General features: G+C 61.2%; 7 protein-coding genes and 4 pseudogenes. 7 read left to right on the forward strand and 4 right to left on the reverse strand.

Annotated features, from left to right (window positions below; translation table 11 throughout):
• The 3 genes from EN869_RS33295 to EN869_RS33305 all read right to left on the reverse strand — a co-directional run.
• Nucleotides 1-1,699, reverse strand: a 1,699-nt coding sequence (locus EN869_RS33295) for an ABC transporter permease subunit (RefSeq protein WP_167507135.1), incomplete at its 3' end; no start/stop codon positions are given.
• Between the two features lie 80 nt (nucleotides 1,700-1,779).
• Nucleotides 1,780-2,865 carry an ABC transporter substrate-binding protein gene (locus tag EN869_RS33300; RefSeq protein ID WP_127230879.1) on the reverse strand — a complete coding sequence of 362 codons (1,086 nt, stop codon included), beginning with the start codon at nucleotides 2,863-2,865 and terminating at the stop codon, nucleotides 1,780-1,782.
• Between the two features lie 12 nt (nucleotides 2,866-2,877).
• Entirely contained in the window at nucleotides 2,878-4,068 is a 1,191-nt protein-coding gene (locus EN869_RS33305; protein WP_126101862.1) for an ABC transporter ATP-binding protein, read from the reverse strand.
• A 671-nt stretch (nucleotides 4,069-4,739) separates the two neighbouring features.
• Between EN869_RS33305 and EN869_RS33310 the strand changes: the two genes are divergently transcribed.
• Nucleotides 4,740-6,395 (forward strand): MFS transporter, encoded by a 1,656-nt coding sequence (locus tag EN869_RS33310; RefSeq protein WP_126101863.1) that lies wholly within the window; start codon nucleotides 4,740-4,742, stop codon nucleotides 6,393-6,395.
• 196 nt (nucleotides 6,396-6,591) lie between these two features.
• On the opposite strand, the pseudogene EN869_RS35375 reads toward EN869_RS33310, so the two are convergent.
• Nucleotides 6,592-6,744: pseudogene (locus tag EN869_RS35375) on the reverse strand (3-methyl-2-oxobutanoate hydroxymethyltransferase); the annotation flags it as partial.
• 174 nt (nucleotides 6,745-6,918) lie between these two features.
• On the opposite strand from EN869_RS35375, the pseudogene EN869_RS33320 reads away from it, so the two are divergent.
• From EN869_RS33320 to EN869_RS33345, 6 genes and pseudogenes are all read left to right on the forward strand, one after another.
• Nucleotides 6,919-7,879 (forward strand): annotated as a pseudogene (locus EN869_RS33320) (hypothetical protein).
• A 62-nt stretch (nucleotides 7,880-7,941) separates the two neighbouring features.
• The gene (gene nadA, locus EN869_RS33325) at nucleotides 7,942-8,916 is read left to right on the forward strand and encodes a quinolinate synthase NadA (protein ID WP_126101864.1); all 975 of its coding nucleotides are present in this window, start codon (nucleotides 7,942-7,944) and stop codon (nucleotides 8,914-8,916) included.
• Nucleotides 8,913-10,456, forward strand: a pseudogene (locus tag EN869_RS33330) (L-aspartate oxidase). Before nadA ends, EN869_RS33330 begins: the two are co-directional and overlap by 4 nt.
• Complete coding sequence (gene nadC / locus EN869_RS33335; protein WP_126101865.1) at nucleotides 10,453-11,307, forward strand: carboxylating nicotinate-nucleotide diphosphorylase; 855 nt, start codon at nucleotides 10,453-10,455, stop codon at nucleotides 11,305-11,307. Before EN869_RS33330 ends, nadC begins: the two are co-directional and overlap by 4 nt.
• A 160-nt stretch (nucleotides 11,308-11,467) precedes the next feature.
• Nucleotides 11,468-12,408 (forward strand): annotated as a pseudogene (bioB, locus tag EN869_RS33340) (biotin synthase BioB).
• On the forward strand, nucleotides 12,405-13,544 hold the full coding sequence (locus tag EN869_RS33345; protein ID WP_126101866.1) for an 8-amino-7-oxononanoate synthase: 1,140 nt from the start codon (nucleotides 12,405-12,407) through the stop codon (nucleotides 13,542-13,544). The pseudogene bioB and the gene EN869_RS33345 overlap by 4 nt, the downstream one beginning before the upstream one ends.
• Nucleotides 13,545-13,551 lie beyond the last annotated feature (7 nt).

Raw genomic sequence — 13,551 nt, forward strand, 5'->3', positions numbered from 1 at the left:
TCTGGCGGACCACCTCTACGCCGGCATACATAACGACTGTCAACGCGATCAGCAGACTTGAAACGGCAGCGATTGTAGGCGTGATCTCTTCCCGAATTCCCGACCACATCTTTATCGGTAAGGTGGTAGTGTCCGGCCCGCTCACGAAGAGTGACAGCACCAACTCATCGAAGGAATGCAGGAAGGCAAAGAATCCGGCGACGATTAACGCAGGACGCATGAGCGGGAGTACGATTTTCCAAATCGTGACGATCCGCGAGGCCCCCAAACTCGCGGCGGCGTGCTCTAGGCGGACGTTCAGGGCCTGTAGGCTTGCGGCGACAATCAGCACGACTAAGGGAACGGCGCCGATCGTATGTGCGATCACCAGAGCGAGATTCGTGTTGACGAGCTGCAACCGTGCAAAGAGGAAGTAGAGGGCAACCGCACTGACGATTACCGGCACGATCATCGGTGCAAGCAAGAGCTGGTATCCGACACGGCGCATCCGCGGACTGCCGCGCACGAGCGCCATCGCAGCCGCTGACCCGATGGCAAGGCTTGCAAATGCGGTAGCTGTTGCAATGCCCAAACTTTGCAGCGTGGCGGAGACCCACGCGCGGCTTGTAAAATATGCCTCATACCATTGCAGCGACAGGCCGGGGGGCGGGAAATCGAGGAAGCGCGAGGAACTGAATGAGATCGGAACAATGATCAGGATGGGACTGACCAGAAACACAGCAACGAGCAGACTGAAGCCGCGTAGCAGCTTGCCACCAAGAGCCGCACGCTCACAACCTATGGCGAATCCGGCCGGAACCCGAAGGCTGTGAGCGACCGCCCGCACCAGGGCCGTAGCGAGGTCAACAAGTTGGACGTAAGCGGTGGTTGAACGACGAACGGGTGTGCCAGCCGATTGGGCAGCCCCGTGCTGAGATCCGAGCAAGCTATCGATACCGACGAAATGATTGGAAATTGTATAGACCACCAGCGTGATCGAGAGCAGCACGGTAGCGGCAGCGGCTGCGAGTGGCCAATTCAGCGTCACGTTTGCATAAATGTCGATTTGCATCGGCAATAGGATTGTGTTCGGGCCGCCGAGCAGCGCGGGAGTGATGTAGAACCCCAGAGCGAACACAAAGACCAGCAGCCCGGCCGCGATCACGCCCGGTAAGCTCAAAGGAAAGAACACGCGCCAAAAATTCTGGGGCGCAGAGGCTCCGAGGGAGGCGGCAGCGCGAGTCAGACTGGATGGAATCCCTCTCATTACGCTGATGAGCACCAAAACCGTAAACGGCATGAGGATATAGACCATCGCTATGAGCACACTGAACTTATTGTAGATCAGGTCGATAGGTCGTTCGGTGATGCCGAAGTCCATTAGAAGTTGGTTAATAACGCCAAAGCGCCCAAGGATCACCATCCATGCATAGGTACGCACGAGGTAGCTCGTAAAGAACGGCAACACTACTGCAAGCAATAGCGCTCTGGCGACCCAGGTGCGGGCCGCAACGATCCAGAAGGCGAGTGGATACCCCATTAGAAGGCAAAGCAGCGTAACTGTTATTGCCAGCTCGAAGGTGTGACTGAGGATGATCCAGTTCGTTCGATCACCCAAGAACTCTTGGAAGTGTGCGAGCGTCGGTCCAGGATCGAACAGACTGAGAGAGAGGAGACCAGCGAGCGGGACGAAAAAGAAGATCCCGAGCAGAAGTGCCATTGGAGCAAGCAAGAGCGTGGCTTCGCGATTGTGTAGGGGCCACGCGATGGCCGCTCTGACGGTCTGGTATAAAGTGGCCATTAGCTGGCCACCCATTGGGTCCAGCGCTCCACGAGCACTTCGGTATTAGTTTTGCCCGAGGAGGATTGGGCTTCCCAGTAGGCCGGATCGTAGAAGAATTGCTTGTCAATGTTCTCGGGCGCGGTCGGCAGTTTGGCGGCCACACTGGGCTCAATGTAATTAAAGGCAGCCCGATTGAGCGGACCATAAAAGATGAGATTGTTGAGACGAGCTTGCGCCTGCGCGGAAGCCTGGTAGGCGACAAACCGCATGGCCGCAGCCCGGTTTTTCGTGCCCTTCGGAACGACCCAATGCAGCGGGCTAAGCATCCCTTCGTTCCACAGGTAATCAACGCCAGCGCCCTGCTCCTTAAGGATTTGCATTCGGCCATTCCATGCCGAGGACATCGCAACCTGACGATCCGATAGGAGCTGACCTGGTTCGGCGCCCACGCTCCAGAATTTCGTTATGTGCGGTTTGATGCGATCGAGAGACGCGAATGCCTGGTCGAAGTCGATTGGGTACAGCTTGTCCTTCGGAACTCCGGCTGCCAGCAACGCAAATTCGACCGTCCGTTCTCTGAGGGAGCGAGGCCCCGGAAACGCGCTGACGTCCCAGAACTCAGTCCATGAGCGGGGGCGCGGCTTGTCGGCCGGGTAATCGGCCGTGGAGAATGCCATCACGGTGCTGAACACGTACGAGCCCACGGCATATTTTGTCTTTGCCTCAGGAACAAGGTTATCCAACGTTTCCTTATCGAATGCCCCATAATCGATTTCTTCGACATACTTGTCTGCATCTGATCTAAACGCAGGGCCGGATATCTCCACCACATCCCATTGCACATTGCTGCTATCGACTTGCGCCTTAAGCTTCGCCGCGTCAGCCGGAGACACATAAGTCACCTTGATGCCTGTCTCACTCTGGAAGGGATCAACTACGGCTTTGCGGAACGCCTCCTCATACGATCCGCCACCGGAAACGACCACCAGGGTCGACTCTTGCGCTCGCAAAATGCTTGGGGCGCCAAGCACCAGCGCCGCTCCGCTGAGTCCTATTAGGGCCTGACGTCGCGTCGGCCGACTGGAGTTAATGTAGCGCCTCATGAGCTCTCTCCCTTATGAAGACCATATCGGAATGCGATCTGCGGCCGAGGTCACGTGCAACGAAGCCGCCTCAGCTTCGAGATGGTCGGGTACACCTTGTCTCGGGCCGTTCGCCTTCACAGAAAGAAGGCGTCCATCCCGCGCGTCCCAGCCAATTCGCACTTTCTCACCGACTTTGAACCGTGGAGAGGAGGCGCGATAAGCTACGGCTACAGTGAGAACTACGGAAAGGGCCGCACGTAGGCGTACTTGGCACTTGACGATGTTTCCGCGGTAAATAGACTCTTGGATCACACCCTCGAATTCGTTGTCAGCGCACGCGCCTGCTGCGAGAGGGACGATCTTCTCGGGTCGGACCATGAGGCTCACGGGTCCCATCACCTGGTCCTCGGCTCCCTGCCATGTCGCTCGAACCTGCAGGCCAGCGACATCGAGGAGGGGACCGTGATCTGTCTTTCCAACAAGACGAGCGTCGAGGAAGTTCGATTCGCCAATGAAGCTCGCAACAAAGCGGGTTTCCGGCGTCTCATATATCTCTTCCGGCGTACCAATCTGTTCGACCTTGCCCTCATTCATCACCACGATTCGGTCGGACATGGTGAGCGCTTCACTCTGGTCGTGGGTGACGAACACCATTGTTGTTCCAAGAGATTTTTGTAGGCGCTTCAGTTCGAGCTGCATGTGCTCTCGAAGTTGCTTATCAAGCGCACCAAGCGGTTCATCCATTAGAATTACACCTGGGCGGAACACAAGCGCACGCGCCAGTGCAACCCGCTGCTGTTGACCGCCGGACAGCTCGTGAGGCATGCGGCCCCCATATTCACCGAGCTGAACAAGATCGAGTGCCGCGGCGACACCGGCTCGAATGTCGTAGCCGGATATTCCGCGCATCTTCAACGCAAACGCCACGTTCTCGAAAACGGAGAGATGAGGAAATAGCGCGTAGTTCTGGAATACAACTCCGATGTTGCGCCTGTGGACTGGTAGCCTCGTTATTGGTCGAGCACCGACAAAAATTTGGCCGGCGCTTGGCGTTTCAAAACCCGCAACCATCATCAACGTTGTCGTTTTCCCGGATCCGCTTGGGCCAAGAAACGAGACAAACTCGCCAGCCTCGATCTGGACCGAAATATCACTAACGGCTCGGACGGTGCCGTATTGCTTACAAAGTCGCTCTAGCCGCAGCGGTTCACCTCGGGACATCTAAACCTCGTCCGTGTTGCAAATAATGCAATGGTGTTGCAATTACGTTTAGAAGCTGACAGGGGTGTGAACACTTGTCAAGTGGAGCGGAGGAGTCATCCATGAAGTCTGTCAAATATCCCCCGAGCGGCCGTGACCGAGCCCGTGGGTTAACAAAGTGCAACGCGCCTTAAATCTGCTGATGGTCGTTGGCGCGAGTGAAAGGCCGTCGGAGTGAATGAGATCGCGCGGCGGCTAGGACAGCATGCAAGCGATGTCAGGCAACTGTCAGGGTCTCTCCTGCTTGTTGGGTCCGCCTCCTTGCATACCGTCGGCACCGAATCTGTGCCGCAGGTGGGGAGTCACGACGTAACCTTCTACTCCTGGCGCAAGAAGGGATGGACACCGTGCAGGTCCGCGCGCGGCCGCCTTACGGCAGGAAGCCTGCAGTCATCTCGGTGCTAGATGGCGACAATATGGAAACTGCATTTGACGCAAGCTGCTACATGATTGATCCTTGATTGAATGAAGTTGCTAGCCTGCAGCAAGCTGCGTACCTGCGGCGTTTCGAACTCTGGTCCGGCAAGTACACTTAACTGCATGAAACCGTCTGCACTTGCGCGAGGATGCATGCTTCGACCTCCGCGCAAGCGAGCCTGTGCGAACCATTAGACGGAGGCGAACGCTGCCGAATGAACGGGGCGGAGGGCGCAGACGAGGACCCAGGTTCGCGAACGGCTTTTGCGCCGCTCAGGAATCCGACCTTTCGTTCGATCTGGCTCGCCACGCAGGTTTCCAGCCTGGGCTGGTTGATGCAGACTGTTGCCATCAGCTGGCTGATGGCGACGATCTCGACTTCCGATCTTATGGTCGCGCTGGTACCGGCGTCATCGACGCTGCCCGCCTTCATTCTTTCTGTCTTCGTCGGGGCCATCGCCGACAATTTCAACCGCCGCAAGGTCATGTTCGCCGGCCGGTGCATTATGGTCATAGCATCTGCGATGCTGGCCACCTCTGTAGCGCTGGGCTTTGTAGACCCTTGGATGATCCTCGGCTTCAGCTTCTTGATCGCATGTGGCGGTGCCATCAACGATCCCGCATGGCAAGCCTCGGTTGGCGATATGGTAGACCGACGCGATGTTCCCGCTGCCGTCACCCTCCTCTCCGTCGGCTTCAACACTGTCCGGACCGTGGGCCCGGCGCTCGGCGGCATCCTGGTTGCCTCGTTCGGGCTTGTGACGGCTCTCGCCGTGACCACACTCACATATCTGGTACCTCTGGGGACCATATGGCGCTGCAAATGGAAGGTTCGTTCTTCGCCTCTGCCGCGTGAGCCGATGAGCACGGCGATCTATGACGGGCTGCGCTTCACGGCGATGTCTTCGGAAATCAAGACGGCGATCGCTCGCGGAACCCTCTTTGGCTTGGCGGGCATCGGCATACTCGCGCTGCTGCCCCTGGTCGTCCGGGATCAGCTGGGAGGAGGACCGCTGGCCTATGGCGCCCTCATGGCCGGCTTCGGGACAGGCGCTGTCTTCGCCGGCGTCTCCAACGGCGTATTCAGAAGGCGTTTGTCTCAAGAACGGCTGATGACGCTCGCCTGCATCGCCTGCGCGGCGTGCTCCCTCTCCCTTGCATTGACCTCCTCGATTGCAGTGGCGGCAATCGCGCTCGCTTTGGGCGGCGCGGGTTGGGTCACGGCCTGGTCCGGGGTTGGCGTGAGCGTGCAGCTGGCAAGCCCGCGCTGGGTCGTGGGGCGCACCATCTCGATCTATTATGCGTTGATAGACGGCGGCATCGCGGCTGGCAGTTGGGTGTGGGGCACGGTGGCCCAGAACCATTCCCTGGCCTGGGCGCTGGAGGGTTCTGCTGGTGCTCTGTTGCTCGTCGCTGCGGCCGGCGTCCTGTTTCCTCTTCGCGAGCGCCACGACTCCGAGCCCGATCCTCTAGAGCAATTCGACACCCCGGCAGTCGCCCTCAATCTCAAGCCAAGAAGCGGTCCCATCGTCGTCAAAGTCGAATATCTGATACCCGCCGAAAACGTCGATGCTTTCCTGGACCTCATGCGCGAGCGGCGGCATGTACACAGCCGCGTCGGTGCTCGACACTGGACTCTCCAGCGCAACCTTCAGAAGCCTATGCAGTGGACAGAGACATTCCGCACGCCGACCTGGACCGACTACCTTCGCCTCAACCATCGCCTCACGACAGAGGATAGGCACCTAGACGAAAGGGTCCTCCTCCTGCACGAGGGAGAGCTTCCACCTCAATTGACGCTTTTGATCGAGCGACCGACGGGCCCCGCTCGCAAAGCCGAGCACTCGACGTCTTATGTTCCCCATCATTGACCCCTTTAGAACAGTGCGGGTCCGCGACCCCTCGCCGTGTTAGCGCTGGCAGGAGGAGCATAACTGGACTACGCTGGCCCACAGCAACGACTTCTTCCCTCACCAGCCCAGTGGCAACGAGCCAAGAGTTTTCGAGGATGGAACGGCGAGAGCCGAGAAGCAGCGATCCACTTCAGTTCGGCTGCGCGGGAGCGAATACAGCCGCGCCCAGCACCACATCGCAACAACGGGGATCGACCAGTCGGGCAACCGGGGTCGTGTAGGCGGTAAGGCAGACGATCGGCGTCCCACCCTTTCGCGCACGAATATCCGGCGGCGTTACCGCCCTTGTATCAGCAACCACACTCAAAGAGGGCTCCTTCCCTTGCGTCAACAATCGTGCGGTGTCGCGTGTGGCATATTTTTGTGCAGGTGCGAAGAACTAATTTGCCACGCACGTGAGTTGACGCGCTGACGGTTATTGGTGAGAACAAAATTCAATCGGTTCAGCTACTTCTTGGCTTACCCAAGCACATCAGAGATCATGAGCGATCGCGCAAAAGGGACTACAAAAGGCGGGCGCAGAGCCAAGGCCGACACGGCTAAGGTCGACCTGACCGCGGTCGTCGTCGCGGTGAACGAGAATGAACCGTGTGTCCTCACCATCGGACAGACTGACACTTTGCCCTCCGGCCCGCTTGCGCTCGAGCACCGATCGCTGCAGTCCGGTTTGAGAACGTGGGTCGAGGAACAGACCGGCCACCCACTGGGATATATCGAGCAGCTCTACACCTTTGCCGATCGGGACCGAGCCGGCACCGAGCTTGAGCGGCGAGTCATCTCCATCAGCTATCTCGCACTCACCCGTAAGGAACATGCGACCGCTCCGTCCAGGTCCGGCTGGCGAAGCTGGTACGACTATTTTCCATGGGAGGATCACCGTGCCGGAACTCCACCGATGGTGTCGGACGTCCTGCGGCCTCGCCTGAGCGAGTGGGCGGAGAGCGCGGACGACAACGCGACGCGCCTCGAGCGCGGAAGGCGCGGCAATCGCCTTCGGCTTCGACGAACGCCCGTGGAACGAGGATCTCGCACTCAAGCGCTACGAGCTGCTTTATGAAGCAGCCCTTGTGGAAGAGGCGGTGCGCGGTTCGGTCCTCCCCCTGCCGGTTCGCGGCAAGCCCATGGTTTCCGATCATCGTCGCATCCTCGCAACGGGCATTGCGCGGCTGCGCTCCAAGATCAAGTACCGGCCGGTCGTCTTCGAACTGATGCCGCCGGCTTTTACGCTTCATCAGCTGCAGCGCACCGTGGAGGCGCTTGCCGGCAGGCTCGTCCACAAGCCGAACTTTCGTCGCCTCATCGAGCAGCACGAACTGGTCGAAGAAACTGGCGAAACTAGCGCGGAGACAGGGGGCCGGCCGGCGAAGCTTTATCGCTTCCGCCACGCCGTGCTCGAAGAGGGGGAGCTCGCCGGGGCAAAATTGCCGCTCGCGCGGGGTTGACCGCTTATACTCACTACGAATATATGCGCCTTATATTCAGGTAGGTATAACCGGAGAGCTCGATGAGCGCGATGCTACCTTCGGGCGCGTCCCTGTACGACCGCGTTCGGCGCGTAATCCCCCCGATCGAATGGCCGGCGTTCAGCGACGACATAGACGCCATCCTCGCGCTGAAGCGCGAGCGCAATGCGGTCGTCCTGGCGCACAATTATCAGACACCGGAGATCTTCCACTGTGTCGCCGACATCGTCGGCGACAGCCTGGCGCTCGCCCGCAAGGCAATGACGGTTGAAGCGGATGTCATTGTGCTGGCCGGCGTGCATTTCATGGCCGAGACGGCAAAGCTGCTCAATCCGCAAAAGACGGTGCTGATTCCCGATCTTGCGGCCGGCTGCTCGCTGGCGGACTCGATTGCCGCCGAGGACATCCGGCTGCTGCGGCAACGCTATCCCGGCGTGCCGGTCGTTACCTACGTCAACACGTCGGCCGCAGTGAAGGCCGAGTCCGATATCTGCTGTACCTCGGGCAATGCGAAGGCCGTTGTGGAGTCGCTGGGCGTTCCCCGGGTGATCATGCTGCCGGACGAGTATCTGGCCCAGAACATCGCCGCCCAGACCGACGTGCAGATCATCGCCTGGAAAGGGCATTGCGAAGTGCATGAGCGCTTCACGCCTGCCGACATCCGCGAGTTGCGTGAAACTCATCCGGGCGTAACGGTGCTCGCGCATCCCGAATGCCCGCCTGACGTGGTGGCCGTAGCCGATTTTTCCGGGTCGACCGCTGCCATGTCCGACTATGTCGAAAGGCAAAAGCCGCCGCGCGTCGTGCTGCTGACGGAATGCTCGATGAGCGACAATGTCGCGCTCCAGCATCCGGAACTCGAGTTCATCCGGCCCTGCAATTTGTGCCCCCATATGAAGCGGATAACGCTCGCCAATATCCGCGCCGCGCTCGAGCAGAACCGCCATGTCGTGACCATCTCACCCGAGATCGCCGGCCGCGCGCGGCTGGCCGTCGAGCGGATGCTCGCCGTATGAGCGCGGATGTCCGCAGCTTCTTTGGCCGGCCCATCATAATTGGCGGCGGCATTGCCGGATTATTGACCGCGCTTCATCTGGCGCCAGAACCCGTGCTTGTTTTGTCCAGGACGCCGCTCGGATCAGAAGCATCGAGTGCGTGGGCACAGGGCGGCCTGGCTGCCAGCCTCGGCGATGACGACAACCCAATGCTGCATCTGGCCGATACGCTCGCCGCTGGCGCCGGGCTCTGCGACGCAGAAATCGCAACCCGCATCCTTCATGCGGCCCCTAGCGCGATTGAGAACCTGTCGACCCTTGGGGTCCGCTTCGATCGGACGCCTGAAGGAGCACTGCGCCTTGGATTGGAGGCCGCGCACGGTCGCCGGCGCATCGTTCATGCTGACGGCGACGGCAGTGGACAGGAGATCATGCGCGCGCTGGTCGAAGCCGTGCGTTCTGCTCCGTCGATTGTGATGGTCGAGGGTGTGGAGGCGCGGCGGCTGGCGGTGGAGGACAACAAGGTCACGGGCGTTTGGGCAAGCTGTTCGACTAGTCCTGTGTTCCTGGGTACGGGACGGGTCGTCCTCGCGACCGGCGGGATTGGCGGGCTGTTTCACGACTCGACAAACCCGCTAGGCAGCTCCGGACAGGGGCTGGCACTTGCGGCGCGCGCCGGTGCTGTCCTTGCCGACCTCGAGTTCATCCAGTTCCACCCGACCGCGCTTGATGGGCCGGCTCGCCCGATGCCGCTGATCAGCGAAGCGGTTCGCGGTGAAGGCGCAACGATTGTCGACGAAACCGGCCAGCGCTTCCTCGAATATTTGCAGGACGCGGAACTCGCGCCGCGCGACGTCGTGGCGCGCGCCATCTGGACGCATCTTTCGAACGGCCACCGCGTCTTTCTGGATGGACGAGAAAAGCCCGGCCCGACATTCGCGCGGCAGTTTCCGACGATCGCCTCGGCCTGCCGGGGCGCAGGCATCGACCCGGCGCAAGACCTCATTCCGATACGGCCGGCCCAGCACTATCACATGGGCGGCGTCGCGGTGGACCGGGACGGACGTACCTCCGTTGCCGGACTGTGGGCTTGCGGCGAAGTCGCCTCGACCGGACTGCACGGCGCCAACAGGCTTGCCAGCAACTCGCTGACCGAGGCGATTGTATGCGCGCACTGGGTCGCTGAAAGCGTGGCGGGATCTCCCCTCGGCGTCAGAACAAGATTGACGGCACGGGAAATCCGGCGCCCGATCCACTCTCCTTGCGCCCTCTCCTCTCACGCAGCCTTGGCGTGAAGCGCAATGGCGAGATGTTGCGCGAGGCCGTGAGCACATTGCTTCCGCTGGCCAAACGCCACGATGCGGCGTCCGATCCCGCGGTAGTGGGACTGCTGATCGCGGTTGCGGCCTTCCTGCGCGAAGAAAGCCGCGGCGCTCACCACCGCACGGACTTTCCTTATCGTGCTGACATCGCGCGCCGCTCCAGGCTCACGCTGGAAGAAGCCTTGACGAAAGCCGAGGAATTCCCATGTTCTCCAACGCTTGAAGACGTCGAGCAATGAACCTCTCGCCGCTTCCCGCAATCATGCTTGAGCCCCTGGTGCGGGCAGCACTTCTGGAAGATCTCGGCCGGGCGGGTGATCTGACGACCGACGCCATCGTGCCGAAGAACCATCACGCGACGACCGTGCTTTCGGTGCGCCAGGCCGGAACTGTCGCTGGGCTCGATCTGGCGATGCTCGCCTTCCGGCTCATCGACCAGAACGTCGAATTGACCGTTAAGCGAGCAGACGGCAGCGAAGTCTCGCAAGGAGAGATCATTGCAACGGTGAGCGGTCCCGCCCGGACCATTCTCACCGCGGAACGGACGGCACTCAATTTTCTGTGCCATCTGAGCGGCATCGCCACGGCGACAGCATCGATCGTAGATGCGGTCCGCGGGCACGATGCGAAGATCGTCTGCACGCGCAAGACGACGCCCGGATTGCGGGCGCTGGAAAAATACGCCGTGCGCGCAGGTGGGGGGTCCAATCACCGCTTCGGCCTCGACGACGCCATCCTGATCAAGGACAACCACATCGCCATCGCCGGCGGAATACGCCCGGCGCTCGAGCGGGCACGAAACAGCGCCGGCCATCTGGTCAAGATCGAAGTCGAGGTCGATACCCTAGCCCAGTTGGAGGAGGTCCTAGGGTTCGCTCCCGACGCCGTCCTGCTCGACAACATGTCGGTCGACGAATTGCGCCAGGCGGTGGGTATGGTTGCGGGCCGGGCGATCACTGAAGCGTCGGGCAGCATCACCGCCGTGACCGCGCCCGCCATCGCCGCGACCGGTGTCGATCTGATCTCAATTGGCTGGCTGACCCACAGCGCGCCGATCCTGGATATTGGCCTCGACTATCGGAGCTCATGATCGCACGACGAACGGACGGCAGCGGGCTGATAGAGTTTCCGATCCCTGTCAATCGGCCAGGAAAGAAGCCGTAAAGGCCGGAACCCCCAAGGAACAGGAAGAGATGCACGCATCGAACTCGACGAAGACAATGCCACAGGCGCAATCCAATGATTGTGGGATGTGGACCCTAGAAAAGGCGCAGGCGCTGCACGACGCACCTTCAACAATCTTCTGTTCCTGGCGCAAACCGTTCACCGCCAGAATTTCGATCCCAACAAGGTCCAGCTGAGCCGGCTTCTTAGCATCAAAACAGGTGGATGCCCGGAGGATTGCGGCTATTGCAGCCAGTCGGCGCATCACGAAAGCGGGTTGAAGGCGTCGAAGCTGATGGAGGTCCGGCGCGTCATCGCCGAGGCGACCAAGGCGCGCGATGCCGGCGCCACGCGCTATTGCATGGGCGCCGCCTGGCGAAACCCCAAGGCGCGCGACATGGATGCGGTGGTGGCGATGGTCGAGGGCGTCAAGGCGCTGGGCATGGAGACCTGCATGACGCTCGGCATGCTCGATCTTGAGCAGACCGCTCGTCTGAAGCAGGCGGGCCTCGACTACTACAACCACAACATCGATACGTCGGACCGCTACTACAGCGAGATCATCAGCACGCGCACCTTTGCCGACCGGCTGGATACGCTCGCCAATGTCCGCGGCAGCGGCATCAAGGTCTGCTGCGGCGGCATTGTCGGCATGGGCGAAGAGCCGGTGGACCGGATTGACATGCTGGTCACGCTGGCCAATCTGCCGGAACATCCGGAAAGCGTCCCGATCAACATGCTTATCCCGATCGCCGGCACCCCGCTGGCGGAAGCCAAGCCCATCGAGCCGATCGAATTTGTGCGCGTGATCGCCCTGGCGCGCATCATGATGCCGAAATCGCATGTTCGTCTTTCCGCCGGTCGCACCGCCATGACCGACGAGATGCAGGCGCTGTGCTTCTTTGCCGGCGCTAACTCGATCTTCGTCGGCGACACGCTGCTGACGGCGGACAATCCCGGCGAGGACAAGGATACTCTGCTATTCCAGCGTCTCGGCATCGAACCGATGGAAATCGGCACGCAATGAACGAGGCACTTCTTGCCCGGTATGACGCATCCTTGCGTGGACTGGCGCGCAAGGATCGCCTGCGGACGCTTGCGCCGCGCGCCGGGCTCGACTTCTCGTCGAACGACTATCTCGGACTTGCCGCCTCCAAAAGACTTGGCGATGCGGTTGCGGCTGCGATTGCGCGGGGCACGCCGGTTGGCGCCACCGGGTCGCGGCTGTTGCGCGGCAATGCACCGGAACACGAGGCACTGGAGGCGGACGCCGCGGCATTCTTCGGCGCCGAACGCGCACTGTTCTTTGGCAGCGGCTACATCGCCAACTTCGCTCTCCTGACCGCGCTGCCGCAGAAGGGCGACCTGCTGGTTCTCGACGAACTCGCCCATGCCAGCATGCATGAGGGCGCACAGGCCGGACGCGCCCAGTTTGTAGTGGCTAAGCACAACGACGTCGATGCCGTCGATGAGGCAATCACGCGCTGGCGCGCCGAGGGCGGCATGGGACGCGTCTGGATCGGGGTCGAAAGCCTCTACAGCATGGATGGCGACCGCGCGCCGATGGAGAGCCTCGTCGCGCTTGCCGATCGGCACGAGGCATTCCTCGTCGTCGACGAAGCGCATGCCACCGGCGTCTGGGGACCGGACGGCCGGGGACTGGCCGCCGCCTTCGAGGGCCGCGACAACATCATTGCGCTCCATACTTGCGGCAAGGCGCTCGGCGCATCCGGCGCACTCGTCGCCGGGCCGAGGACGCTGTGCGATTATCTCGTCAACCGTTGCCGGCCACTCATCTACGCCACCGCGCCATCGCCGCTGATGGCAGTCGCGGCGTGCGAAGCGCTCGCCATGCTGTCCGACGAGCCGCTGCGCCGCGTTCAGCTGCGTGAACGCGTCGCCTTCGCGGGCCGCCAACTGGCCGAGCGCTGCGGCGTGATGCCGAGCGGCTCGCAGATCCAGCCCTTTGTCATCGGCGACGTCAGGCGCACCATGGCGGTGGCGGCGGCACTGCAGGCACGCGGCTACGACATACGCGGCATTCGTCCGCCGACCGTGCCGGAGGGCACGTCGCGCCTGCGCATTTCGCTGACGCTCAACGTAGCCGAAGCTGACATTTCCGCCATGGTCGAGGCGCTCGTTGAGGTGTTGGCCCAAACATGACCGGAGG

The sequence above is a fragment of the Mesorhizobium sp. M2D.F.Ca.ET.226.01.1.1 genome (assembly GCF_004022705.2).
GTDB lineage: Bacteria > Pseudomonadota > Alphaproteobacteria > Rhizobiales > Rhizobiaceae > Mesorhizobium.

What these genes read in the sequence shown, in the direction of transcription:
- EN869_RS33300 (WP_127230879.1), bottom strand. Translation starts at nt 2,865, where the DNA reads ATGAGGCGCTACATTAACTCCAGTCGGCCGACGCGACGTCAGGCCCTA.
- EN869_RS33305 (WP_126101862.1), bottom strand. Translation starts at nt 4,068, where the DNA reads ATGTCCCGAGGTGAACCGCTGCGGCTAGAGCGACTTTGTAAGCAATAC.
- EN869_RS33310 (WP_126101863.1), top strand. Translation starts at nt 4,740, where the DNA reads ATGAACGGGGCGGAGGGCGCAGACGAGGACCCAGGTTCGCGAACGGCT.
- nadA (WP_126101864.1), top strand. Translation starts at nt 7,942, where the DNA reads ATGAGCGCGATGCTACCTTCGGGCGCGTCCCTGTACGACCGCGTTCGG.
- nadC (WP_126101865.1), top strand. Translation starts at nt 10,453, where the DNA reads ATGAACCTCTCGCCGCTTCCCGCAATCATGCTTGAGCCCCTGGTGCGG.
- EN869_RS33345 (WP_126101866.1), top strand. Translation starts at nt 12,405, where the DNA reads ATGAACGAGGCACTTCTTGCCCGGTATGACGCATCCTTGCGTGGACTG.